This window comes from Kribbella sp. NPDC049227 (assembly GCF_043197265.1).
GTDB lineage: Bacteria > Actinomycetota > Actinomycetes > Propionibacteriales > Kribbellaceae > Kribbella.
Window position 1 is genome coordinate 167951 of sequence record NZ_JBICST010000003.1, and the last position, 24720, is coordinate 192670.

Here is a 24720-nt window from a genome sequence, read left to right on the forward strand (position 1 = left end):
AGACGGAGGCATCGGGATGTTCGCACCAACCGAGTCGGCGCGCGTCGCTGTGGTGACCGGCGGGGCCGGTGGCCTGGGACGTGCCTGTGTCGAGTCGCTGCTGGCCCGCGGAACGGCCGTGGCCGTCGTCGATCGGCTGCCACCGAAGGACCTGCCCGGCAAGGCCATCTCGGTGACCGCCGACGTGACGTCGCCCGATCAGGTCCGCAGCGCCCACGAGGAGGTCGTGGACCGGCTCGGCGAGGTGTCGATCCTGGTCAACGCCGCCGGAATCGCTCGCTCCACCCGGTTCGCAGACATCAGTCTCGACGAGTGGCAGAGCGTCCTGGGCGTCTCCATCACCGGCACGTTCCTGATGACGCAAGCGTGTCTCCCGGGGATGCAGGCGGCCGGGTGGGGCCGGATCGTGAACTTCTCCTCGACCGCGGGCAAGAACGTCTCCACCCTGGGCGGTGCGCACTACACCACCGCGAAGGCCGGGCTCCTCGGCCTGACGCGCGCCGTGGCCCAGGAGCTCGGCCCGCTCGGCATCACGGTGAACGCGGTGTGCCCCGGTCTCTTCGAGACCGAGATGGCGCGGTCGCTCGCGGCCGGGCGGGACCTCGACGCATACCTCGGTGGTCTGCCGGTCCCGCGGATCGGGCAGCCGTCGGAGGTCGGCGAACTGGTGGCCTTCCTCGCCAGCGACCAGGCGGCGTACATCACCGGGGCGTCGCTCGACATCAACGGCGGGGAGCTGATGATCTGATGCCGCCGTGGTGATCCTGGACGGACCGCAAGGCCCGCGGATCCGCACCAGCGACGGGCGCGAGCTCCTCAACCTCTGCTCCAACGACTACCTCGGGCTCGCGAACGATCCCGACGTACGCCGGGTGGCCCATGAGGCGCTCGATCGGCTCGGGTTCGGCTACGCCTCCGGCCGGATCATCTCCGGTACGTCGACGGCGCACCTGCAACTCGAGCAGGAGCTGAGCGCCTTCCTCGGCACCGAGACGTCGCTGCTGTTCACCTCCTGCTTCGACGCGAACACCGGCCTGTTCGAGGTGCTGCTCGGACCTGACGATGTCGCGATCTCCGATGCCGCGAACCACGCATCGATCATCGACGGTCTTCGCCTGTGCCGGGCGCGCCGGGCGATCTACCCGTCCCGCGACATCGAGGGTCTTCGTCGGGAGCTCGCGGCGTCCGGCGATGCCCGGCGTCGGCTGATCGTCACCGACGGCGTCTTCTCGATGGATGGCGGCAGCCCCGATCTGGTCGCTGTGTGCGACCTCGCCGAGGAGTACGACGCACTGCTCGTCGTCGACGACTCGCACGGCACCGGCGTACTCGGCGACCGCGGACGAGGCACCGTGTGCGGGCCCGGAGTCGCAGGGCGGGTGGACCTGGTGACCGGGACGTTCGGCAAGGCTCTGGGCGGCGCAGGGGGCGGCTTCGTCAGTGGTCGGCGCGAGCTCGTCGACCTGCTGCGCCAGAAGGCGCGCCCGTACGTGTTCTCCAACGCACTCCCGCCCGTGCAGGTCGAGGTGGGCCGGCACGCGCTGCGCCTGCTGGAGCGCGACGACGACCGCCGTTCGCGGTTGCTGGATAACACGGCTCTACTGCGCAGCGAACTCAAGCGCCATGGCCTCGTCGTCCCGGACGGCGATCACCCGATCATCCCGATCATCCTGGGTGACGCCGACGTCGCCCGGGCCGCGGCCGCCGAGCTGCTGCGGCGCGACATCCTCGCGGTCGCTCTGACCTACCCCGTCGTGTCCGCTGACACCGCACGGATCCGGCTGCAGGTATCGGCCGCGCATACCCGGGCCGAGCTGTTGGCCGCGGCAACCACGATCGCGGACGTCGTCCGTGGAATCAACGCTTGCGAAACCTTCGGCGTACGCACATAGTGTACGTGCATACGTGATCGCGGAGAGGTGCACAGTATGGGCGGACGCTGGCTTGTGCGGGGCGCGATGGCGATGGTTGCCGTCATCTCCTTGTCAGGATGTGATTTCGCCCAGCTGAACTTCCGGGTGGACGACCGCTTGCACTTCGTCGGCCCCGAAGCCCGGTCGACAGTGGGTACGCCGGTCACCGTCAGCTGGACGATGAACGACTTCCGGGTCGCGGCGGAGGGCAGCGAGGCGCCGTCGGACGAGGCCGGCTACTTCGCGGTCTTCGTCGATCAGAAGCCGGTCAGGCCCGGCCACACGATGGACGACGTGGCCGACGGCGACCCGCCCTGCGAGGAGTCACCGACGTGCCCCGACCAGGACTACCTGGCCAAGCACGACGTCTACACCACGACGAGCGGCGAGGTCGAGATCCCGACGATCCCGGATCTGCCCGGCAGCGAGGAGCAGGTGCAACTCCACACCATCACGATCGTGCTCATGGACACCTCCGGGCATCGCATCGGTGAGTCGGCCTGGGACCTCGAAGTCCGGGTCCGGAAGGCGGGGTTCTGACGTGTCAGACCGAGAAGAAGTGCGGGCGAACGAGCAAGCGGCCCTGCAGGAGGTGGAACAGGCCGGCGCTGCGCTGCGCGAGAAGGCCCGCGCGACGCTCGGCGTCACCGGCGACGAGAACACGGAGAGCTTCCGGTCACTGGTCCGCAAGCACAACCTGAGCTACTACCCGATGGTTGCCTTGGGCCTGTTGTTCGTCACCGGTGCGTTCCAGAGTTACGCGTTCACGGTCCTGACGCCCGAGATCAGCCGCACGCTCGGCATCTCGATCGCCGCCATCGTCGGAGCTCGTGCGCTGTACCAGCTCGCCATCGCGATCGCGCCGCTGCCGATCGCGCGGCTGTCCCAGAGCCGGGCGCGGCGCGCGGTGCTCTGCATCGTCACCGGGATCGTGTGGAGCACCATCACGCTGATGACCGGACTCGTCACGTCACTGGTCGCGCTCATCGTCATTCTCTGTCTCGACGGCCTGGCCACCGGATCGGTCGTCGCGCTGCACGCGCCGCTCATCGCGGACAGCTATCCACCGGCCGCACGGGTACGCGCGCTCACGGCGTACACCGCGATCGGCACCTTCGGGCAGGCGCTGGCGCCGCTGCTGGTCGGCATCCTGGCGTCCGTCGCCGGTCTGAGCTGGCGTGGCGTCTTCCTGGCCCTGGGACTCACCTCGCTGCTGCTGACGCTGTGCGCGATCCGGCTGCGTGACCCGGGCTTCGGGAAGTGGGACTCCGAGCAGCTACGTGCCAGCGTGCATGAGGAGCACGGCGAGTCGGCGGACTCGCTGGCGGCCAGGGACGTCGCTCTCGGGTTCTGGGAGATCTGCCGCCGCGTGATGCTCATTCCCACCAACCGGAGGGTCTTCGCCGGGTTCGCGGTGTACGGCGTACTCACCGTGCCGCTGGGCACCTTCATCTCGGTCTTCCTCGACCAACGGTGGAACCTCGGCCCGGGGGAGCGCGGCCTGTTCTTCTCGGTGTTCTTCGGGATCGGCGTCCTCGCCCTGATCGGCTACGGAGGCCGCGGCGAGAAGCAGTTCCGGTCCTCGCCGGCGCGGGTGCTGCGGGCGGCTGGATTCCTCCTGGCGGGGGCGGTCGTCTTCATCGCGGTGGGCGGCGTGATGCCGGCGTTCGTGCCGATGCTGATCTGCTTCGGGATCGCCGGAGCGTGCATCGGGCTCCTGCAGCCGATGCTCGGCATCTCGATGCTCTCGATCGTGCCGGCCCACATGCGGCCGCACGCCCAGGCGCTGGCCGGGATCTTCGTCGCGATCGGCGGTTCGGCCGGCGCACTGCTCCTCGGTGGTATCGAGGAGCAGTACGGGATCGGCGGCACGATGGTCGCGATCGCCGTACCCGGCGTGATCGGTGCCTTCATCATCGCCAGCGCGGGCACGTTCATCGAAGCCGACCTCGACCGGATGATCGACGAGGTGGTCGAGGACGAGGAGATCCGCCGGGTCGAGCAGAGCGGCGGGCGCCTTCCGTTGCTGGCCTGTCGCGGGATCAACTTCTCGTACGGCCAGTTGCAGGTCCTCTTCGACACTGACTTCACCATCGACGACGGTGAGATGGTCGCGCTGCTCGGTGTCAACGGCGCCGGCAAGTCGACGCTGCTCAAGGTCATCTCGGGCATCGGCCTGCCGACCGCGGGCAGTGTGCGCTACCGGGGGCAGGAGATCACCTACCTCGACGCCGAACGCCGGATGCGGCTGGGCATCACCCAGGTCCCCGGCGGCCGCGCGGTCTTCGGGCCGATGACCGTCGTCGAGAACCTGCGCAGCTACGGCTACACGATGGCCAAGGAACGCGGCGCCGTGGACAGCGCGATCGAGAGATGCCTCGAGGCGTTCCCGCGACTGGCCGAACGCCGCAACTCGCTGGCCTCGACGTTGTCCGGGGGCGAGCAGCAGATGCTCGGGCTGTCCAAGGCGTTGATGCTCCGTCCACGCCTGCTGCTCATCGACGAGCTCTCGCTCGGCCTGGCGCCGGTGATCGTCGGTCAACTCCTCGACATGGTTCGGCAGATCAACGCCGACGGCACGGCCGTGGTGCTGGTCGAGCAGTCGGTGAACATCGCGCTGAACCTGGTCGACCACGCGTACTTCATGGAAAAGGGCGAGATGCGATTCGACGGCCGCGCTGACGAACTTCTGGCTCGCGACGACCTGCTGCGCGCGGTCTTCCTGCACGGTGCGGGAGCGGCGCGATGACGGCGGTACTGCGGCGGGCTCGCAAGCCACTCATCCAGTTGGCGGCGTTCACGGCCGCCGTCGTACTGACCAAGATCGTGACCGGCGTCCTCGACCGGCACGACGTCATCAAGGCGGAGACGCCACTGCCGGTGATCATGCTCGGCACGATCGTTGGCCTGACCTACGGCCTGCTGGCGGTCGGCATCGTGCTGGTCTACCGGAGCAACCGGATCATCAACTTCGCACACGGACAGATCGGCGCGTTCGGAGCGGCGTTCTTCGGCGTCGTCGCGATGAAATGGCACGTCCCGTACTGGATCGCCTTCGTGATCGCGTTGCTCGCGTCGGCGGCGACCGCGGCCGCCGCCGAGACCGGCGTCGTACGACGGCTGCGGAACGCACCGCGGATCGTGTCGATCGTCGCGACGCTGGGCGTCGGCCAGTTCCTGGTCATCTTCGCCGCTCTGATCAACTCCACGGCGTCCGGACCGCTGTATCCGCAGCCGGAGTGGTTGCCGGTCTTCAATGTCGGTGCGCTGCACGTGACGGAGGCGTACTCCGGCATGCTGTTCCTGTCGCCCCTGTTCGTTCTCGCGATCGCACTGTTCCTGAAGCGGTCGCGGTTCGGTCTGGCCATCCGCGCCGCGGCGGCCAATCCGGAAGCCGCGCGGATGTCCGGCATCTTCGCGAGCCGGATGTCGACCCTGGCATGGGCGATCGCCGGCGCGTTGTCCGCCTTCACCGCGATCCTCACTGCGCCGACGCAGGGCTTCGCCAGTGCGGACAGCTTCGGTCCGGCGTTGCTGCTGCGTGCGCTCACCGCTGCTGTGATCGGCCGGATGCAGAGCCTGCCGATCGCACTGGCGGCCGGGGTCGGTCTGGGCATCCTCGAGCAGATCCTGCTGTGGAACTACCCGCAGTCGGGCCTCGTCGAGGTCGTCATGTTCGCCATCATCCTGGTCGCGCTGCTGGTGCAGCGCCGGCGCGGTGGGCGCGACGAGGAGAAGGGCAGCTGGGCCGCGGTGCAGGGCCTGCGGCCGATCCCGGAGAGGCTGCAGAGTCTCTGGGCGGTGCGTGCGATGGGCCCGGCGTTCAGCATCCTGACGATCGCGGTGCTCGCGATCCTGCCGCTGTTCATCTCCAACGGCCTGTCGGTGACCTTCACGGGCATCCTCGCCTTCGCGATCGTCGGATTGTCGATCGGTGTCCTGACCGGTCTCGGCGGGCAGTTGACGCTCGGTCAGTTCGCCGTCGCCGCGATCGGCGCTGTCATCTCGTTCAAGGTGGCCAGCAGCACCGGCGTCTTCCCGCTCGCGCTCCTGCTAGCCGGTCTGGGCGCGGGACTGGTCTCGGTGCTGATCGGCCTGCCGGCGCTCCGCATCCGCGGCCTCATGCTTGCCGTCACCACGCTCGGGTTCGCGCTGGCCGCGCCGTTGTGGCTGCTCACGCAGCCCTGGATGCTCGGCGACGGTCAGGATCCGGGGAAGCCATCCGGGTGGCCGATCGGTGCGCTCGACACCGGTCGCTCGTACTACTACTTCGCGCTGGCGCTGTTCGTCCTTGCCCTGGTGGTGGCGCGGAATATCCGGCGCAGTGGATTCAGCCGCCTGCTCATCGCCATCCGCGACAACGAGGAGAACGCGCGGGCGTTCGCCGTACGGGCGAGTCTCGTCAAACTGCAGGGATATCTGATCGGCGGGTTCATCGCCGGCATCGGAGGGGCGACGTACGCGCACTCGTTGTCCACCATCAGTGCCGGGACATTCCCGACCTCGGCAAGTATCGATGTCGTCGTCATGACTGTGCTCGGTGGCGTCTCGGTACTGATCGGTCCGGTGCTCGGGGCGATCTGGGTGCTCGGCCTGCCGTTGCTTGACATCGGCAACATCGGGCTGGCCGCGACGAAGTTCGGCGTACTGCTGCTGATCCTGTGGAAGCCTGGCGGCCTGATCCAGGTCGTCGCGCCGATCCGGGACCGGATCGTGAAGTTCATCGCCCGCCGGCATGGCATCGATCCGGAGCCGCTGTACGCCGGTGAGGACACGACAGACGGTACGGCGACGGCCCGGGGCGTCCGGGTCAGCGACCTGCGTGTCGGTGAACCGCGCACCGAGATCGCGGATCGCCCTGCGGCGGGTGCGTCGCTGCTCGAGGCACGCGATCTGCGCAAGAGCTTCGGCGGCGTACACGCGGTCCGCGGAGTGTCGTTCGACGTACGGGCCGGCGAGACGGTCGGACTGCTCGGACCGAACGGCGCCGGCAAGACGACGACGTTCGAGCTGCTCGGAGGCTTCACCAGACCGGACACGGGACAGGTGTTCTTCAACGGTGAGGACATCAGCAAGGTCGGCCCGGAAGGGCGCGCGCGGCGCGGCTTGATCCGATCGTTCCAGGATGCGGCGCTGTTCCCGACGATGACCGTGAAAGAGACCGTCATGCTCTCGCTCGAGCGAGTCCGGCCGACGGGTTTCGTGACGTCGACGCTCGGGGTGACCCTCGGCGAACGGAAGAAGGAGGGCCAGGCCCGTGCGCTCATCTCGGCGATGGGCCTGGATCGCTACCGGGACAAGTCGATCCAGGAGCTGTCGACCGGTACCCGGCGCATCACCGAGATCGCGTGTCTGGTGGCGCTGCAGCCGATCTGCCTGTTGCTCGACGAACCGTCCAGCGGCGTCGCCCAGCGCGAGACCGAGGCGCTCGGGCCGCTGCTCGTCGACCTGAAGAAGGAGCTCGACCTGACGCTCGTCGTCATCGAGCACGACATTCCGCTCATCATGGGGATCTCCGATCGCATCATCGCGATGGCCGACGGACACCTGATCGCCGAAGGCACGCCGGACGAGGTGCGGACCGACCCGCTGGTCGTCGACGCGTACCTGGGCGGCAGCATCGAAGCGATCGAGCGCTCCGATGCCGGCCTGGCCGTGGCCGACCGATGACGACCGGTCGGCCTACTCGGGCTGGGCCGGGTCCTGGGGGACGGCGTCGAGCAGCGCTTCCATCCGGGACCGGATCGGTGCGGCGTTGTCGGGGGCCGTGAGGATGTACGGCCGGTCGTGGATGATCGCGTCGACAACGAGTTCGCCTACGGCCGATGGCTGAACGCCCTCGTCGCGTACGAGCTTCTGAGCCGCCGCCAGGATGGTCGTGATAGTTGCCGAGCGCACCGGTGCGTCCGCGGGCCGGAAGCGTTGCGTGTTCTCCACCATGTCGGTGGCCACTGGTCCGGGGCACAGCACGCTCACGCCGATCCCGTGGCGAGCCAGCTCCACCCGCAGCGATTCGCTCAAGCCGACAACGGCGTACTTCGACGCGTGGTAGAGGAATCCGGACTTGTAGAGCAGCGACTGCCCGTCGACGAAGAGCCCTGCCGCTGAAGCGGTGTTGACGATGTGTCCGCCGAGGCCGCGCTCGATCATGCGTGGCACGAACGCCTGGAGGCCGTTGTAGACGCCACCCGCGTTGACCCCCATGACGTAGTCCCACAGGGTGTGGTCCATCCGCGACGGTGCGACGGAGTCGATCACGCCGGCGTTGTTGACCACGATGCTCACTGGGCCCAGCTCCGCCTCGACGGCGTCCGCGATCTCGGCGTACCGCTCGCGATCACGGACGTCGAGCAAGTAGGAACGGGAGTTCGTCACCGCGGACAGTTCGGCATCGGCTGCGTGCAAGGCCGGTTCGTCGAGGTCGGCCACCGCGACGGAAACACCCCGGCCGGCGAGCGAGCGTGCGATCGCCAGTCCGATACCGCGTGCCCCTCCGGTGACGAAGGCCGTACGGCCTGCGAGGGAATCCATTGTCTCTCCTCACTCGGAGCTGCCGGCTTCGCAGATTTGCCCGGCAAAGCCTTGCGCTCACCCTAGGCGTATCAGCATAGTGTATGGGCATACGTCATAGCCCGTGCCTGACAGGAAGGAGTTCCGCCGATGAGGCCTGCTGCTGGTGTCTCCGGATCTCTGCTGGTCCTCGTGCTCGCCCTCAGTGGGTGCGGGAACTCCGGTGAGGCCGCGAAGGGCACGCCGTCCGCGACGATCGAGAACAAGAGCAGCGCTGCCACCGTCGACGCCTGCAAGCTGTTGACACCTGGTGGCCTGGAGCAACAGTTCGGGATCTCCTTCGGTGACGGTGCTGCGACCCACCAGGAGGAGACCGGGTCCGACCAGTGCGTCTGGACCAGCTCGAGCGGCACCCCGGCCACGACGTTCTCGCTCACCGTGTTGCGCCAGGACGGGCTGCGTGGCGACCTCAAGTCCAGCGGGATGACGCTGGCACAGCTGTTCGAACAGACCAAGGGCGCGTACCCGAAAGCCAAGGCGATCGACCTCGGCGACCAGGCGTACATCGCCGCCCGCGAAGTACAGGTACTGGCGGGCGACACCTGGTACTCGTTCTCGTTCCACGGCCCGGATGACACCGGCGTCGACGGACTGAAGGCAGTGGCCGCTCAAGTGGTCGGCTGACCGTGCACACCTCGGGGAGAAGAAAGGAGTCAGGATCGATGATGCGTATTCGGAGCGCCGTTGTGGCGGCGTGCTGCGCAGTTGTCCTCGTCGCTTGCGGCGTGCAGGGCGGTAGTGGTGAAACGGCGGTCAAGGGCGGTGGGTCGGAGTTCAAGCCGTCGACGTCCGGGCCGATCAAGATCGGGGTGCTGATCACCGACACCCGGGCCGAGGCCGAGCGGAACGGCGTCAGCGTCGTGAGCCCGTACAAGGCCTCGGCTCATGCCATGATCCAGGCAGTCAACGACGGCGGCGGCGTCGCGGAGCGGAAGCTGGAAGTCGTCGACGAGACGATCGACTTCTCCACCCCGAACTTCGACTCGGCGTTCGAAGCGATCTGCCAGCGGTTCACGAAGGACAATCAGGTCCAGGCGGTGGTGTACGACGGCCTCATCTACAACCAGGCCTTCAACAAGTGCCTCATGACCGCCGGCGTTCCGATCCTGTACATGGGACAGAACGGATCGCCGATCGGCGACGACACCGATCTCAAGGACAACCCCGGCGTCATCGCGGTGAACGCGGTGAGCATCGATCGCCGCGTCAAGAGCATCATGAACAAGGCCGTCGAGGCCAACTTCCTCGCCTCCGGCAGCAAGCTCGGCGTGGTCATCGAGGACTGCCCGTACAACGAGCGCGCCTACGAGAACACGCTGAAGCCGCTCGCCGACAAGGCCGGCGTCCAACTCGTCAAGTCGGACATCAAGTGCGCCCACGGGTACGCCGACAACGGTCCGAACCTGGCCCAGGTCCAGTCCCTTGCCCTCAAGTTCAAGTCCCAGGCCGTGGACAGCGTGATCATCATGACGCTGTACGAGAACGGGATCATCTACTACTTCGCACAGGGCGCACACGCGCAGAACTGGTCGCCGCAGTACCTGCTCTTCCACCCGCAAGGCATGGCCGACGTGATGAAGCTCTACCCACCGGACCAGTTGGCGAAGATGCGCGGTTTCGGCGGCATGCCCGACCAGGACGTCACCCAGCCGCCCGCGCCGCCGGCCGAGCAGGCCAAGGTGCGGAAGACCTGTATCGACGATGCCCGCAGCAACGGTGTGCCGGTCCAGAAGATCACCGACCAGATCGTCATCTACCAGGCGTGTGACGTGGTGCGGCTGCTGCAGCAGGGCCTGGCCAACAGCGGCGGCCTGGGCGGGATCGACAAGCTCGTGCCCGGGATCGAGAAGATCGGGACGGGTTTCGTCAGCGCTCTCACCCTGGACGGCGCGACGCAGTTCGGGCCGGACCGGCACGACGGCATGGAGAAGACGGCCGTGTCCAGCTTCGACCCTGGCTGCAAGTGCTTCACGTACAAGACCTCGCCCGCGCCGGTCGGCTAGCGATCACCAACACCTTCGAGAAGGGCCGTACAGCATCATGACCACAACGAGCGAGCCTGCGGTGCACGGGCACGTCGAGGACGGTTGGGGGAAGGTCGCCGACCAGTTCCGGGCGAACTTCGAGGGGACTCCCGGCGAGGTGGGCGCAGCGTGCTGCGTGTACGTCGGTGGCCGTCCCGTCGTCGATCTGTGGGGTGGCCTGGCCGACAGCGAGACCAAGCGGCCGTGGCGCGAGGACACCATCGCCATCGTCGCCTCCACGACGAAGGGTGCGACCGCGATCTGCGCGCACATGCTGGCCCAGCGCGGTGAGCTGGACCTCGACGCACCGGTGGTGGACTACTGGCCGGAGTTCGGTGCGGGAGGCAAGGACCAGATCCCGGTGCGGTTGCTGTTGTCGCACCAGTCCGGGCTCCCGGTGGTCGACGGTCCGCTGACGTTGGAGCAGGCCTACGCCTGGGACCCGGTGATCCGAGCACTCGAAGCCCAGAAGCCGGAGTGGCAGCCGGGCACCGAGCACGTCTACCACAGCATCACCTTCGGGTACCTGGTCGGCGAGCTCGTCCGTCGGGTCTCCGGCAAGTCACTCGGCACCTTCTTCGCCGACGAGGTGGCCGGCCCACTCGGGCTGAACGCCTGGATCGGGCTGCCCGAGGAACAGGAAGAGAAGGTGGCGCGGATCGAGTACGCCGCTCCGCTCAGCCTGGAGGAGATGACCGCCGGGATGATCGAGACCACGGGCCTCGACGCCGACACGGTGACCCGGTGGATCCAGGCCGTGTGGGGCGAGGGCTCGATCCAGGCCCGGGCCGGCTCGCTCGGCGGTGCGTTCGAGACCACCTCCGACCTGAACGCCCAGCGGGCCTACCGAGCGGCGGAGATCCCGGCCGGGAACATGCTCACGGACGCGCGCTCGCTGGCCCGGATGTACGCCGCCACGGTCAGCGACGTGGACGGCGTACGGCTGCTGGATCCGGCCACGGTCGAGCGGGCGACCGAGATCCAGACCGACAAGACGCGGATGCACGGCCTGCCCGCGGATCTGGACCTCCCGGCCGACCGGTCCTTCAACATGTCGCTCGGGTTCTGGCGGGCCTGCCCGCCGTTGCCGATGGCGGGGCCGAAGTCGTTCGGTCACCCGGGCTCGGGCGGGTCGGTTGCCTTCGGCGAGCCCGATGCCGAGGTCGGCTTCGGCTACGTCATGAACCTCTGGTCGTTCCGGACCGGCGAACCGCGGGCGTCGAGCCTGGCCGCGGCGGTCCGGTCCTGCCTCGGATGACGGGAGACCTCGGATGACGGAACTCCAGAAGACGGTCGAAGAACTCGTCGCCCGATCCGGCGTACCCGGTGCGGTGGTGGGCGTGCTCGAGGACGGGCGGATCGAGACCGCGGCCGCCGGCCTCGCGAACCTGACCAGCGGCGTCGAGATGACGCCGGACACGCTGTTCCTGACCGGCTCGATCACCAAGGTCTGGACCACGACGTTGCTGATGTCCCTGGTCGAGCAGGGACTGGTCGACCTCGACGCGCCGGTCAAGCGTTACCTGCCGGAGCTGGTCCTCGGCGACCCGGAGGCCGCGGATGCCCTGGTCGTACGGCATCTCGTCACCCACTCCACCGGAACCGACGCGTCGGACCTGATCGCGGACGTCGGCGAGGGCGACGACGCGATCGCGAACTGGGTGCCGCTGCTCGCCGATGTCGGTCAGTTGTTCCGGCCGGGGAAGTACTTCTCCTACAGCAACGCCGGCTTCGTGCTGGCCGGCCGGATCATCGAGGTCGTCACCGGTCAGGGGTACTCGACGGCGATGAGGCAGCGGCTGTTCGCGCCGCTGGGCCTGGAACGCAGCATGTTCACGGCCGAGGAGGCGATCCTGCACCGGATGGCGATCGGCCACTATCCGGGTGCGGACGGCTTCGTGCGCAGCGAACGGTTCATGATGCCCCAGTGCCTCGCGCCGGCAGGCACGACGTTCATCACCTCGGTCGAGGACACGCTGACCTTCGTGAGTTCCCATCTACCGACGGTCACCTCGGCGCAGCGCCTGCTCAGCCCGGAGACCGTCGACCGGATGGCCGCACACCAGATCGACTTCCCCGTGCCGGAAACGGGCTCGGTGGGGCTCAGTTGGCTGCGCAAGCAGTACGGCGATCACGTCGTACTCACCCATGGCGGTGGTTCGTACGGCGGGATCGCCATGGTCGGCGTTGTTCCCGACCTCGGCGCGGCGTACATCGCCTTTGCGAACGGGGGACCGGCCTCGATGCCGTTCCACCAGGAGATCGCCGAGGCTCTGCTCCAGGACCGGTTCGGTCTGCCCGCGCCGGTTGCGCCCGACCTGTCCGGTCCGGAGCCGAAGCCGAGCCGCTACCACGGCCGGTATGTCTGTTGGGGCTGCGAGCTCAACGTCAGCGACGACGGCGACGCGCTCTCCTACCAAGCCAGGTTCACCGACCCGGTCCTCGGCCGCAATCGTTCGGATCCGCCGCCCGTCCGGCTGCGACCGATCGGAACACAGGCCCTGACCTTGGCCGATCACCCCGGCCAACCGCCCTTCGCCTATGGCGTCGGCGACGACGGAGCCGGACACCCGGAGTTCCTGTTCCTGCTGGACCGGCTCGTCCGCCGCATGGGTGACAACCAGCACCGCCACAGCTCTGGAGGATCTTGATGACGGAACAGTTCGGCACGTTCGACTTCGGCTTGGACGAGGGGCAGGAGGAGCGCGCCGCGCGGCTGCACCGCGACAGCCTCATCGTCGATGTGCTGTTCCAGGGCCCGGTCGGGTACCGGGCGTTCGACGAGGAGATGAACAAGGAACTGCGCGCTCTCCTCGAGAAGACGCACGACACCATGGAGACGTTCAGCCGTGGTCTGGAGGCCCCGATCCGCCGCGCGATGGCGGGCCGGCTGGACGCGGTGAAGGAGCACTGGGACGCCAGCGGGATCACCTGCGGGAACCGCCAGGTGGAGATGTCCGACGAACGCCACGTCCGGGAGTGGTCGTTCGCCTTCGTGCAGAAGCAGTTCGACTACTTTCCCTGGCTGATCAAGGCGCTGACCGCTGCTGACATCCGCCGTGCGCACGAGACCGGAGTTCACGCCGGCCTGGTCAGTTCGCAGGTCATGCTGGGTCCGTGGCGCGATCTCGACGCACTGGCCTGGGCCCACGATGCCGGCCTGCGGATGACGCAGCTCACGTACAACAACATGACGACTGTCGGCGTCGGCTGCACCGAGCGGACGGACGCGGGACTGTCCACGTTCGGAGTGGCCAGCGTGAAGGCCATGAACGAGCTCGGCATCATCGTCGACACCGGCCACGTCGGCCGGCAGACGACGCTGGACGCCTGCGAGGTGTCGGAGGCACCGGTGGTCGCCTCCCACACCGCGGCTCAAGGCGTGTTCGATCACGCACGGGGCAAGAGCGACGAGGAGCTGCGCGCGCTGGCCGCCACCGGCGGCATCATCGGCATCGTGACCGTCCCGTTCTTCCTCGGGGCGGGACCGACGGTCACGATCAACGCGATGCTCGACCACATCGAGTACGTCGCCGACGTCGCCGGTGTCGATCATGTTGCCATCGGCACCGACTGGCCGATGCAGCTGCCGAAGTGGATGCTCGACGATCTGCTCCAGCCGATCTTTGCCGAGACCGGCTTCCGGCCCGAGGACAAACTGCAGGCGACGCAGGAGCTGGTCGGGTTCGACGACTACCGGGACTTCCCGAACATCACCCGCGGCCTGGTCGCGCGCGGCTGGTCGGACGAGGACATCGCCAAGGTGCTCGGTCTGAACTTCGTCCGCGTGATGGAAGCCGTCTGCGGCTGAGCAGGAACGCGGCCGGTGGTCGCCGCTTACGCGGTGACCACCGGCCGTGCTTCTACTTCCGCTCGTCCTTCGCCACCACGCCGTTCTGCACGACGAGTACGACGCTGTCCGGGTCGGCGAACAGCTTGGGATCGTCCAGCGGATTGCCCGCGAAGGCAACGATGTCGGCCTGCTTGCCGACCTCGAGTGTGCCGATCTCGCTGCCGAGTCCGAGCAGGTCGGCGTTGACGCGTGTCGCCGCGATCAAAGCTTCCATCGGGGATTGAGCCGCCGCTCGCAGTGTCAGTTCCTCACCCCGACCGGTCTGGTCGGGGCCGATGACGTCGGACCCGAGGCCGACCCGGACACCGGCGGCCGTGGCGGCGAGCAGCCCGTCGATCATCGCTTGGCGTACCCCGGATGCCTTGTCGGCGAAGTGACTCGGCAGGCCGAGGTCGTCGATGTTCCTGATCAGCCTCTCGAGCGCGGCGAGGGTGGGCACGAGGGAGACCTGGCGCTCGGCCATCAGGGCGGCCGTCTCCTCGTCGATCCCGCTGCCGTGTTCCACACACCGCACACCGGCGAGGACGGCCATGCGGATGCCTTCGACGTTGAGGGCGTGGACGGTGACGTAAGTGCCCCGGGCAGCGGCCTCGGCGACGGCCACCGCGATCTCCTCAGCGCTGAACTGGGTGTCGGTGAGCTTGTCATGCTTGGAGATGACACCGCCGGTGACGCAGAGCTTGAGGAAGTCGGCGCCGCGACGGAACGATTCACGCACGTTCCTGCGCATCTGGTCAGGACCATCGGACAGCATCGTCAGCGTCCGCAGGCCGGGCACCTCGATCTCGTTCCACACATGGGCCGGCTCCCATTCGGACGCATAGTGTCCGTGTCCGCCGGTCTGGCAGTGGATCGGGCCGCACTGCACGATCCGGGGACCCGGAAGTTTGCCTGATGCAACGACACGGGCGAGGCCGGCGTCGATGCCGCCACAGTCCCGCACGGTGGTGAACCCGGACCGAAGGGTCTGGGCGCAGTTGGAGAACATGTCGGCGGCGATCTCCGCTACCGACATCCCGTACCCGACGCTCGGCTCGAGTTCGCTGGCCAGGCCGAGATGGACGTGCGCGTCGATCAGGCCGGGGGTCAGGGTCAGTCCGGTGCAGTCGACGACCTCGGCCTCGGCAGGTACGGATCCGCCGATCCGGGCGATCCTTCCGGCTTCGACGAGGATTCCGGCCGGCTCGGGGTCGGACCCGGTCGCTGTGACGACGGTTGCGCCGTGCAGCCAGAGACTTGACGTCATGGGCAGTGTGCTCCTTCGGCAGTGATGTCGGCGTCGCGGACGAGAATCTCGGTCCGAACCATTCGCTTACGTACGCCCATACACTATGCTGGTACGCCAAGAGGGGTGCAAGAGCTACCCACGCCGTACCGGACTGGAGGACACACCGTGGCGACACAGCGCAAGGTGCAGAAGTCAGCGCGGTTGGCGCGCGGCGCGCTCGACCGGGAGACGGTGGTGGCCGCGGCGCTCGAGATCGCCGACCGCGACGGGCTCAGCGGCGTCACGATGGCGCGCGTGGCCGAGGCGCTGGGCGGTAGCCCGATGTCGCTGTACCGGCACCTGAGCGACAAGCAGGAGCTGCTGGACGCCGTCGCCGATCTCGCGGTGTCGGAGATCCCGGCGATCGCCAAGGACGGGCGGTCCTGGCGAGTGCGGCTCGAGGAGTTCGCGCTGGACTCCCGGCAGTGCGCGCTGCGCCACCCGGCGCTGATCGAGATCCTCCTGCAGACGTACGTCCGCGGCCCGCACACGGAGGCGGTCGGGTTCGACATGATCACGCTGCTGCAGGGGGCCGGCTTCGAGAAGGAGTCGGCCATCCGCGGGTTCATGGCTCTGCGGAACCACATCATCGGCGCGCTGGCGTGGGAGGTGTCCCGGTTCCGCGGTGGCAGCGAGGAGTTCGCCCGCGGGGTGTCCGACAACTTCGTGCACGCGGACACACCGGCCGACTCGCCGTTCCGGGATCTGCTCGAGGTGGTGCCCGAGGATCCGGAAGCGCAGTACCTGTTCGGGGTCCGCCGCCTGCTCGACGGGTTCGAGACGGAGCTGCGGAGGATCCGTCGACGGACCGGACCGAAGAAATGATCGAGGACCTCTATCGACGACCGTCGTTCGTCGACCTGATCTCACGGGCACTGCGGAACCACCCGGATCGCGTCGCGTTCTCCACGCCGACCGGTGACCTGACGTACGACGAACTGCGCCGGCTGATCTCACGGATCGCGTTCGCGATGCAGGAGGCCGGGGTCAAGCCGGGGGACGGCGTGGCGATGATCGCCCCGAACCGGCCGGAGACCTTCGCCGCGGTGACGGCCGCGCAGTCGCTCGGTGCCCGGTACACGCCGTTGCACCCGATGGGATCGCTCGCCGACCACGTCGTCGTCTGCACCGACGCCGAGATCACCACACTCGTGGTCGATGCGGCGCAGTACGCCGACCACGGCGCGGCGCTCGCTGCCGAGCTGGACCCGAGCCCGAGAGTGCTGCTCCTCGGTGGAGGATCCGGATCCGACGTACTCGCCGGGCCTGACACGGACGGGGTCATCCCATCCGTCGCCCGGGAGTCCGACATCGCGTTGCTGGGCTACACCGGCGGGACGACCGGACGGCCCAAGGGCGTGATGCTCACTCATCGTTCGCTGGCCACGCACCTCTACCTCACCGTCGCGCACTGGCAGCTCCCGACCGAGCTGCGGTTCCTGGGCTCGACGCCGCTGACCCACGCACTCCAGGGCATCGTGCCGCCGGTCTTCCACCAAGGTGGAAGCGTCGTACTGACCAAGGGCTTCGATCCCGCGGAGTTCTGCGAGACCGTGCGGAGACACCGGATCACGGCGACCTTCCTGGTGCCGAGCATGATCTACGTGCTGCTCGACTACATCGCCGAGCATGAGGTGGATCTGTCCAGTCTGCAAACGATCCTGTACGGCGCGGCGCCGATGTCACCCGACCGGCTCGAGCAGGCCCTCAAGGTCTTCGGCCCGGTGTTCGTCCAGTTCTTCGGCCAGAGCGAGGCGCCGAACACGGTGACGACACTGAGCAAGGAAGACCATGATCCGCAGCGACCCGAGCGGCTCGCATCGTGCGGCAAGCCGCACCCGACGCTGGACGTCGCGGTCCTCGACGAGAACGACCAGCCCTGCGCGGTCGGCGAGCTGGGCGAGGTCTGCGTTCGTGGTCCGCTGGTGATGGACGGCTACTGGAAGCAGCCGGAGTTGACCGCGGAGACACTGCGCAACGGCTGGCTGCACACCGGTGACGTCGGCCGCTTCGACGCGGACAACTTCCTGTACCTCACCGATCGCAAGAAGGACATGCTGATCACCGGTGGGTTCAACATCTACCCGCGCGAGGTCGAGGACGCGGTGGTGACGCATCCGGAGGTCTCGGCCGCGGCGGTGATCGGCGTTCCGGACCCGAAGTGGGGCGAGGCGGTGACGGCCTTCGTGGTCAGGACACCGGGCGCGACCGTGACGGCCGACGAGCTCGTCGCACTGGTCCGCGAGCGCAAGGGTCCGGTGCATGCCCCGAAGAGGCTCGAGTTCCTGGATGCCCTTCCGCTCACGCCGCTGGGCAAGGTCGACAAGAAGGAACTGCGGGCCCGCTTCTGGGGCGACCGCGACCGAGCCGTGAACTGAACGCCTTCCAAGAGGAGAACCGATGAGCACCGACACTGTCGCACGGCCCGGTGACCCGGGAACGAGGTCCGGGCGCGCGGCGCGGCCACGCTGGGCGGACGACGAGGCGGTCGCGCTGGCCGCGGTCGCGCGGGCCTTCTTCGAGGCCGAGCTCGTCCCGCACTTCGAACGGTTCGACGAGCAGAAGTACGTTGACCGCGAGGTGTGGCACAAGGCCGGTGCGCTCGGCCTGCTCTGCTGCGAGGCGCCGGCCGAGTTCGGTGGGGGAGGTGGCACATTCGCCCACGACGCCGTCGTACTCAGTGAGCAGGCCCGGGCAGGCGACACCGGGTTCGGCAACATGGTGCACAGCGGGGTGGTCTCTCCGCTGCTCGCGACGTACGGGACTGACGAGCAACGGCGGCGCTGGTTGCCAGGGATGGCGACCGGCGACATCATCGGCGCCGTGGCGATGTCCGAGCCGGGCGCGGGCAGCGACCTCAAGAACATCGTCACCCGGGCCGAACGCAAAGGTGACCACTACGTCATCAACGGCTCCAAGACGTTCATCAGCAACGGCGCCCGCTGCGACCTGGTCATCGTCGTCGCGAAGACCGACCCCGCGGCGGGACGCAACGGGATCTCCTTGCTCGTCCTCGAGACAGCCGACGCACCGGGCTTCCGGCGCGGGCGCACCCTCGACAAACTGGGCCGGCATGCCTCGGACACCGCGGAGTTGTTCTTCGACGACGTGTCCGTGCCGGCCGGCCACCTGGTCGGGGAGGAAGGTCGCGGACTCGAGATCCTCAAGGCCGAGCTGCCCCGCGAGCGCTTGGTCATCGCGATCACCGCGGTGGCCGCGATGGAACGTGCGCTGGAAGAGACCGTCGCGTACACCAAGACGCGGGAAGCGTTCGGCGGTCCCTTGTTCGCGATGCAGCACGTCCGGCTCGAGCTCGCCGAGCTGGCGACGATCGTCCGGGCGTCCCGGGTCTTCCTGGACGACTGCGTCGAGCGCTTCGTCGACGGCACCCTCGAGCCGGCCACAGCGTCGATGGCGAAGTGGTGGCTGACCCAGAACCAGTCCGACGTGACCGATCGCTGCCTGCAGCTGTTCGGCGGTTACGGCTACATGCGGGAGTACCTCATCTCCCGGCTGTACGTCGACGCGCGGGCCCAGAAGATCTACGGCGGGGCCAACGAGGTGCTGAAGGACCACATCTCCCGATCACTCTGAACGAGGTGTCTTTGCGGATGACCGATCCACGCCTGCTTCACAACGACGCCGTTGTGGTCGACACGCACAACGACCTGATCCTGTTGGTGGACCACTTCGACCGGCGCGAGCAACCCGACCACTTCGGCCAGTTCTGGTTGCCGGAGTTGCGCGCCGGCGGGGTCGACGTACAAGTCCTGCCGATCTGTATCGAGGATCAGTTCCAGTCCGAAGGGGCCCTGCGTCGTACCTTGCTGCTGATCGAGCGGATCCACGAGCTCGCGGCGGAGTACAGCGACGACGTGGCCGTGTGCCTGACGGGCGCGGATGTCGACGCCGCGACCTCGTCCGGACGGATCGCGCTGGTGATCGCTCTCGAGGGCGCGCACGCCATCGGGCAGGACCCGCAACTGGTGCGGACCCTGGCCCGGGTCGGGGTCCGGGTGATCTCGATGGCGCACTACGCACGGACGTTCCTTGCCGACGGCAGCGGTTTGGACGCGACCTCACGCAGCCGACTGACGCCGGAGGGCATCACCGCGCTGCGCGAGATGGAAGAACTCGGCATCGTCTTCGACATCAGCCATCTCGGCATCGGCGGTGTCGAGGACGTGCTGTCGCTGGCGACCCGGCCGTTCCTCGCGACGCACTCTGCCTGCCTCGGCATCACCGACAGCCACCGCAATCTCGGCGACGAGCAATTGAAGGCCATCGCGGAGCTCGGCGGCGTGATCGGAGTCGCGGCCGCGATTCCGTTCTTCATCGACGCGAAGTCCCCGACGGCCGAACGCGTCGTCGACCACATCGAGCGCATCATCGATGTCGCCGGCATCGATCACGTCGGCCTCGGACCGGACATCATCGACGACTACTACCAGCATGTGTTCGGCGGCTGGGTCGGTGCCCCGACCAACGGCGTCGAGTACGAGCGGGCCGAGATCGTGCGTCCCTCCGACTTCCCGAAGATCACCGAGGTGATGGTGCGCCGCGGGTTCCGCGAGGCCGACATCCGCAAGATCCTCGGCGAGAACGCGCTGCGCGTTCTCCGTGGCGTGATGGGAGTCCCGGCCAGATGACCGTGTCGGACGACCTCCAGTACGCGCTGAAGAGCAAGGACGTTCGGACGCCGGCGCACTTCGCGGCGGCCGACGTCAAGATCGAGACCGTGTTCGTCACGATGCGGGATGGCGTCAAGCTCGCCACCGATCTGTACCTGCCGCCGAAGACGCCGGCACCGGTGATCGCAGTACGTACGCCGTACGGCCGCGACGGCGACAACCTGGTGGCGCCGTTCATGGCGTTCGCCCGCCGGGGGTACGCCGTCGCCGTACAGGATCTCCGTGGCACGGGGGACAGCGAACCCGAGGACCACGACTTCTACATGTTCGAGCCGCAGGACGGCTACGACTTCGTCGAGTGGGTCAGCGCTCAGGACTGGTGCGACGGATTCATCGGGTCCCTCGGTGGGTCGTACGTCGGTCAGGTGCAGTGGCCGATGGCGAGACATCCGAAGATGACCACGATCGTTCCGGAGGTCAGCGGGATCGGGGTCGGCACCAAGACGGCGTCTCTACACATGGTGGTCAACGCACTCGCCCACACGATCGGCCACGGGGAGGAGAAGACGGATCTCCCGCACTGGCAGGTCGAGCCGATGATGCTGGACGAGACGCTGTCGACGGGGTTCTTCAACGAGCCTTTCGTCCATCCGATGCTGGGAGAGCTGACGGATGCGTTCCCCGCGCTGAAGGACCTGTCGCCGGTCGAGGCGCAGGCCTGGTTGTGGGCGCACTACTGCTCGCTGACCTGCCCGGAGCGGGCCGAGTTCGTCCGTGGACTCACCGGGTCGCCCCACGTCACCATCGTCGATGCCGAGAACATCGGGCCGCTCTTCGGCCAGGGGATCTCGCTCGACCGGCACACGTTGCCTTCCGTCGAGCCCGCGCGGCAGGTCGCGGAGTTCCAGGCGATCCCGTTGTTGCGCACCGGATGGTACGACTGGTTCATCAACGACGCGCTGGCGACCTTCGAGCTCCTCCGGAAACACGCGCCCGAACCGTTGCGCTCCCAGGCCCGGATCATCATCACCCCGTCGTCCCACAACTCGATCGGCTACAAGGAGCGGATGGGGGAGCACCCGGAGCTGCAGCACAACCACTGGTCGAACGTCGACTTCACGCTGCGCTGGTACCAGACCGTGAGGGACGGCTTGATCGACGAGTGGCCGCGCGTCATCTACTACTTGATGGGCGCCAACGAGTGGCGCAGCGCGGACGACTGGCCGCTGCCCGAAGCGGTGGACACGCCGTACTATCTCGGCGCCGGCGGGACGTTGACCACGACACCTCCGCAGGAGCAGCAGGCCGTGGACGAGTACGTCTACGACCCGCTCGACCCGACTCCGACCGTGGGCGGCAGCATCGTCTCCTGGGTCTATCCGCCCGGGAGTGTGGATGTCAGCGCGGTCCAGCAGCGCAACGACGTACTGACCTACACGACCGAACCGCTTGCCCAGGACATCGATGTTGTGGGCAACCTTCGGGCCGTGCTGCACGCCAGCTCGTCCGCGGTGGACACCGACTTCGCCGTACGGCTGAGCGACGTCGCTCCGGACGGACGGGCTGTCCAGCTGCAGAACGGTCTGCTGCGGGCGCGGTATCGCGATCTCGAGCGTGGCGCCGAACCGCTCGTACCCGGTGAGGTCTACCCGCTGGAGATCGACATGTGGGTCACCGCGAACCGGTTCAAGGCCGGCCACCGGATCCGGGTCGACGTCAGCTCGGCGGACTTCCCGCGGTTCGACCGGAACACCAACCTGGGTGGCGCGCCAGGTGATCCGGTGCCGGCGACACAGACCGTCTACCGGGATGCGTCGCACCCGTCGCATGTCCTGCTTCCGATCATCCCGGTCACAGCATGAGTACGCCGTACGAGCACCTGTCGACGCGTCAGCAGGGCGCGACCACAGTCGTGACGCTGGACCGAGGGCCGGTCAACGCGGTCAACCTGGACATGTACGAGGAGATCCGCGACCTGTTTGGCCGGTTCGACGAAGTACTGCCGGGCACGAAGGCGGTCGTACTGACCGGCGCCGGGAAGCACTTCTGCGCGGGGAACGAGCTCGAGGAGTTCCTCACCCTGACGGAGGTCAACTCCGCCGGGCGGATGCGGCTGGTCCGGGATGCGTTCGCCTCGATCTACGACTGCCCCGTGCCGGTGATCGGCGCGGTCCACGGGGCGGCGCTCGGGACTGGTCTGGCCATCGCGGCAAGCTGCGATGTGGTGGTGGCCGGTGAGAGCGCTCGCTTCGGTACGCCGGAGGTGAGTGTCGGCGTGATGGGCGGTGCACGCCACCTCGCCCGCCTGCTTCCCCAACCGCTCGTGCGTGCGATGTACTTCACCGCCGAGCCATGGCCGGCGTCCGAGCTCGTTCAGTACGGCGCGGTGCTGCGCGTCGTACCGGACGACGAGCTGCTCGACGTGGCGCTCGGCCTGGCGGAGAAGATGACGCGGCACAGCTTGGCCGCACTCCGCCACGCGAAGGAAGCCATGAACACCGTCGAGTTCATGGACCTGAAGGCCGGCTACGAGTTCGAGCAACGGATCACCGGCCGTCTCGCCGCCGAGGCCGACGCCAAGGAGGCGATCGCCGCGCTCCGCGAGAACCGCAAACCGGCGTACAGCGATCGGCTGGGACGGGCGTGATCGAGGAACGCCGGCTGGTGGAGACCACGACCGGAGTCGTTGCCTCGGTGTGGGTTTATCCGGTCAAGGGTGCCGCGGGCGTGACAGTCGATGACGTCGACGTACTGCCCGGCACCGGGGCGCTCCACGACCGTTCGGTTGCGATCGCGCGCGGTGATCAGCCTGTGCCGGCCCGGACTCCGTGGCGGCTGCGATCCGCCTTCAAGCAGGTGGCGCGCGATCCCGACATGACGCAGGTGACGGTGACCATGCCCACGCCCGGAGTGGTCGAGCTCCGTCACCGCGCTCACCCCGACGGACCGCCGGTGCGCTCGGACCAGGCTCAGCCGGACCAAGAGGCTGTACTGCGCCAGTGGTTCGGAGAATCCGGCCTGCGACTCGTGCACGGCGACGCGGCGGCGCTGTGGGACGTCGCCGACGCCGAACTGTCCGTGATCAACCTGGCCACGATCCGCGCGCTCGAGCAGCTCACCGGCACCACTCTCGACATCCGCCGATTCCGCGCCAACGTGTACGTCGACGGTCTGCCGGCCTTCGCCGAACTGTCGTGGGTGGGCCGGCGGATCCGTCTCGGCGACTGCGAGGCCGAAGTGATCCGGCCGATCGCCCGCTGCCGCGCGACGTCGGCGAACCCGGGGACCGGGGAGCGGGACCTGGAGTTCCCATCCCTGCTCACCCGGGCCGTCGGTCTCCCGCATCTGGGCGTCTATGCACGCCTGGCCGAACCCGCACGGCTTCAGGCCGGTTCGCCGGTGGTGGTGAGTGGCCGGCCCGATCCGGCACGGCTCGTCGACAGGCTGCGGGAACGTCGTGAGGTCATGCACCCCTGGCCGCGGGAGGCCGAGGTGCTCGAAACGGTTCGCGAGGATGACCGGACGATCAGCGTGTGGCTCCGCGATCCGTTCCGTCAGCCGGTGGCCGCCGGTCAGCACATCCGGGTGCACCTGCCGACAGCGACAGCTGCGCTGACCTGGCGTGCCTACAGCGTCTCCGGCCGGTGTGACGATCGGATCCGGATCACCGTGCGTCTGCGCGGTGCGGTCTCGGAAAGCCTTGCATTGTTGGCTTCTGGAGACCGCCTGCTCATCTCAGGTCCGTTCGGAGTCCCCACGCTCTCGCGTGAGCAGCGGCCGCTGTATCTGGTGAGCGCCGGTATCGGCATCACCCCCGTGGCTGCGGCGCTGCAGCAGTTGGTGACGGCCGAGGACGGCCGCCCGGTCTCCGTGCTGCACGTCGACGCGAGCAAGCAGAGCGCGACGCTCTGGCCTGAGGTGGTCGAGCTCGCTCGACAGTCCGGGGCGACGGCCACGCTCTTCGAGACGCGGCGCGCCGCTCGACGTCCCACCCAGCGCGACATTCTCGGCAGTCTGGCCGGCGACCGCCATGCCGACGCGGACGCACTGGTGTGCGGCTCGACCGACTTCGTGGCCATGGTGTCCCAGGTCCTCCGGTCAGCGGGAGTGGACGCGGATCGCATCCACTCCGACCCGTTCCTCTCGCCTGCGACGGAAGTGCCCGCCCGACGGCTCGTACCGGGGCCTGGCCCGCACCAGGTGACCTACCTTCCCGACGGTACGGCAGCGACCTGGACCGATGCCGACGGCACCCTTCTCGAACTCGCCGAGAATCATGGGGTTCCCGTGCTCTCCGCCTGCCGGTCCGGCGCGTGCGGCTCCTGCACGCTCGACCTTGTGCACGGCGAAGTCTCGTACCTGGTCGATCCCGCACTCCCGCCGGGATCGCGGGCGGTGCTGGCCTGTTCCGCGGTGCCCACCGGCCCCGTCGTACTGCGGCTGCCGAGGGCTCCCGAATAGG

The 24720-nt window shown here is 68.1% G+C and carries 19 protein-coding genes; 17 read left to right on the forward strand and 2 right to left on the reverse strand.

Annotation, left to right across the window (positions count from 1 at the left end; translation table 11 throughout):
• Nucleotides 1-16 precede the first annotated feature (16 nt).
• Genes ACGFH6_RS13220 through ACGFH6_RS13240 form a run of 5 tightly spaced genes read left to right on the forward strand, consistent with a single transcriptional unit; the run spans nt 17 to nt 7583 of the window.
• Nucleotides 17-748, forward strand: a complete 732-nt coding sequence (locus ACGFH6_RS13220; protein WP_393383294.1) for an SDR family NAD(P)-dependent oxidoreductase — start codon at nt 17-19, stop codon at nt 746-748.
• A 7-nt stretch (nt 749-755) separates the two neighbouring features.
• Entirely contained in the window at nt 756-1892 is a 1137-nt protein-coding gene (locus tag ACGFH6_RS13225; protein WP_393383296.1) for a glycine C-acetyltransferase, read from the forward strand.
• A 36-nt stretch (nt 1893-1928) separates the two neighbouring features.
• On the forward strand, nt 1929-2453 hold the full coding sequence (locus ACGFH6_RS13230) for a hypothetical protein (protein ID WP_393383297.1): 525 nt from the start codon (nt 1929-1931) through the stop codon (nt 2451-2453).
• Nucleotide 2454: 1 nt separating this feature from the next.
• A complete protein-coding gene (locus tag ACGFH6_RS13235; protein ID WP_393383299.1) occupies nt 2455-4662 on the forward strand; it encodes an ATP-binding protein in 2208 nt (735 codons plus the stop codon).
• Nucleotides 4659-7583 carry an ATP-binding cassette domain-containing protein gene (locus ACGFH6_RS13240; protein ID WP_393383301.1) on the forward strand — a complete coding sequence of 975 codons (2925 nt, stop codon included), beginning with the start codon at nt 4659-4661 and terminating at the stop codon, nt 7581-7583. The genes ACGFH6_RS13235 and ACGFH6_RS13240 overlap by 4 nt, the downstream gene beginning before the upstream one ends.
• Before the next feature lie 12 nt (nt 7584-7595).
• Here ACGFH6_RS13240 and ACGFH6_RS13245 read toward each other — a convergent pair whose 3' ends face one another.
• Nucleotides 7596-8444 carry an SDR family oxidoreductase gene (locus tag ACGFH6_RS13245; protein ID WP_393383303.1) on the reverse strand — a complete coding sequence of 283 codons (849 nt, stop codon included), beginning with the start codon at nt 8442-8444 and terminating at the stop codon, nt 7596-7598.
• Between the two features lie 129 nt (nt 8445-8573).
• Here ACGFH6_RS13245 and ACGFH6_RS13250 point away from each other — a divergent pair, with 129 nt between their 5' ends.
• From ACGFH6_RS13250 to ACGFH6_RS13270, 5 genes are read left to right on the forward strand one after another with little or no spacing between them, the layout of a single operon-like run.
• The gene (locus ACGFH6_RS13250) at nt 8574-9107 is read left to right on the forward strand and encodes a hypothetical protein (RefSeq protein WP_393383305.1); all 534 of its coding nucleotides are present in this window, start codon (nt 8574-8576) and stop codon (nt 9105-9107) included.
• 38 nt (nt 9108-9145) lie between these two features.
• On the forward strand, nt 9146-10486 hold the full coding sequence (locus ACGFH6_RS13255) for an ABC transporter substrate-binding protein (protein ID WP_393383307.1): 1341 nt from the start codon (nt 9146-9148) through the stop codon (nt 10484-10486).
• 37 nt (nt 10487-10523) lie between these two features.
• A complete protein-coding gene (locus tag ACGFH6_RS13260; protein ID WP_393383309.1) occupies nt 10524-11765 on the forward strand; it encodes a serine hydrolase domain-containing protein in 1242 nt (413 codons plus the stop codon).
• Nucleotides 11766-11778: 13 nt separating this feature from the next.
• Nucleotides 11779-13158, forward strand: coding sequence for a serine hydrolase domain-containing protein (locus ACGFH6_RS13265; protein WP_393383310.1), 1380 nt, complete (start codon nt 11779-11781; stop codon nt 13156-13158).
• Nucleotides 13158-14318 (forward strand): dipeptidase, encoded by a 1161-nt coding sequence (locus ACGFH6_RS13270; protein WP_393383312.1) that lies wholly within the window; start codon nt 13158-13160, stop codon nt 14316-14318. Before ACGFH6_RS13265 ends, ACGFH6_RS13270 begins: the two co-directional genes overlap by 1 nt.
• Nucleotides 14319-14370: 52 nt before the next feature.
• Here ACGFH6_RS13270 and ACGFH6_RS13275 read toward each other — a convergent pair whose 3' ends face one another.
• Entirely contained in the window at nt 14371-15606 is a 1236-nt protein-coding gene (locus tag ACGFH6_RS13275) for an amidohydrolase family protein (protein WP_393383314.1), read from the reverse strand.
• 147 nt (nt 15607-15753) lie between these two features.
• Here ACGFH6_RS13275 and ACGFH6_RS13280 point away from each other — a divergent pair, with 147 nt between their 5' ends.
• Genes ACGFH6_RS13280 through ACGFH6_RS13310 form a run of 7 tightly spaced genes read left to right on the forward strand, consistent with a single transcriptional unit; the run spans nt 15754 to nt 24719 of the window.
• Nucleotides 15754-16452 (forward strand): TetR/AcrR family transcriptional regulator, encoded by a 699-nt coding sequence (locus tag ACGFH6_RS13280; RefSeq protein WP_393383316.1) that lies wholly within the window; start codon nt 15754-15756, stop codon nt 16450-16452.
• A complete protein-coding gene (locus tag ACGFH6_RS13285; protein WP_393383318.1) occupies nt 16449-18005 on the forward strand; it encodes an AMP-binding protein in 1557 nt (518 codons plus the stop codon). Before ACGFH6_RS13280 ends, ACGFH6_RS13285 begins: the two co-directional genes overlap by 4 nt.
• Nucleotides 18006-18027: 22 nt before the next feature.
• Nucleotides 18028-19221: an acyl-CoA dehydrogenase family protein gene (locus ACGFH6_RS13290; RefSeq protein WP_393383320.1), complete on the forward strand. Its 1194-nt coding sequence runs from the start codon at nt 18028-18030 to the stop codon at nt 19219-19221.
• A 17-nt stretch (nt 19222-19238) separates the two neighbouring features.
• The gene (locus ACGFH6_RS13295; RefSeq protein ID WP_393383322.1) at nt 19239-20276 is read left to right on the forward strand and encodes a dipeptidase; all 1038 of its coding nucleotides are present in this window, start codon (nt 19239-19241) and stop codon (nt 20274-20276) included.
• Nucleotides 20273-22120, forward strand: a complete 1848-nt coding sequence (locus tag ACGFH6_RS13300; RefSeq protein WP_393383323.1) for a CocE/NonD family hydrolase — start codon at nt 20273-20275, stop codon at nt 22118-22120. Before ACGFH6_RS13295 ends, ACGFH6_RS13300 begins: the two co-directional genes overlap by 4 nt.
• A complete protein-coding gene (locus tag ACGFH6_RS13305; RefSeq protein ID WP_393383325.1) occupies nt 22117-22905 on the forward strand; it encodes an enoyl-CoA hydratase-related protein in 789 nt (262 codons plus the stop codon). Before ACGFH6_RS13300 ends, ACGFH6_RS13305 begins: the two co-directional genes overlap by 4 nt.
• Entirely contained in the window at nt 22902-24719 is a 1818-nt protein-coding gene (locus ACGFH6_RS13310; RefSeq protein ID WP_393383327.1) for an MOSC domain-containing protein, read from the forward strand. Before ACGFH6_RS13305 ends, ACGFH6_RS13310 begins: the two co-directional genes overlap by 4 nt.
• Nucleotide 24720 lies beyond the last annotated feature (1 nt).

Coding starts and splice junctions, on each gene's coding strand:
- ACGFH6_RS13220 (WP_393383294.1), top strand. CDS start 17: ATGTTCGCACCAACCGAGTCGGCGCGCGTCGCTGTGGTGACCGGCGGG.
- ACGFH6_RS13230 (WP_393383297.1), top strand. CDS start 1,929: ATGGGCGGACGCTGGCTTGTGCGGGGCGCGATGGCGATGGTTGCCGTC.
- ACGFH6_RS13240 (WP_393383301.1), top strand. CDS start 4,659: ATGACGGCGGTACTGCGGCGGGCTCGCAAGCCACTCATCCAGTTGGCG.
- ACGFH6_RS13245 (WP_393383303.1), bottom strand. CDS start 8,444: ATGGATTCCCTCGCAGGCCGTACGGCCTTCGTCACCGGAGGGGCACGC.
- ACGFH6_RS13250 (WP_393383305.1), top strand. CDS start 8,574: ATGAGGCCTGCTGCTGGTGTCTCCGGATCTCTGCTGGTCCTCGTGCTC.
- ACGFH6_RS13255 (WP_393383307.1), top strand. CDS start 9,146: ATGATGCGTATTCGGAGCGCCGTTGTGGCGGCGTGCTGCGCAGTTGTC.
- ACGFH6_RS13260 (WP_393383309.1), top strand. CDS start 10,524: ATGACCACAACGAGCGAGCCTGCGGTGCACGGGCACGTCGAGGACGGT.
- ACGFH6_RS13265 (WP_393383310.1), top strand. CDS start 11,779: ATGACGGAACTCCAGAAGACGGTCGAAGAACTCGTCGCCCGATCCGGC.
- ACGFH6_RS13270 (WP_393383312.1), top strand. CDS start 13,158: ATGACGGAACAGTTCGGCACGTTCGACTTCGGCTTGGACGAGGGGCAG.
- ACGFH6_RS13275 (WP_393383314.1), bottom strand. CDS start 15,606: ATGACGTCAAGTCTCTGGCTGCACGGCGCAACCGTCGTCACAGCGACC.
- ACGFH6_RS13285 (WP_393383318.1), top strand. CDS start 16,449: ATGATCGAGGACCTCTATCGACGACCGTCGTTCGTCGACCTGATCTCA.
- ACGFH6_RS13290 (WP_393383320.1), top strand. CDS start 18,028: ATGAGCACCGACACTGTCGCACGGCCCGGTGACCCGGGAACGAGGTCC.
- ACGFH6_RS13295 (WP_393383322.1), top strand. CDS start 19,239: ATGACCGATCCACGCCTGCTTCACAACGACGCCGTTGTGGTCGACACG.
- ACGFH6_RS13300 (WP_393383323.1), top strand. CDS start 20,273: ATGACCGTGTCGGACGACCTCCAGTACGCGCTGAAGAGCAAGGACGTT.
- ACGFH6_RS13305 (WP_393383325.1), top strand. CDS start 22,117: ATGAGTACGCCGTACGAGCACCTGTCGACGCGTCAGCAGGGCGCGACC.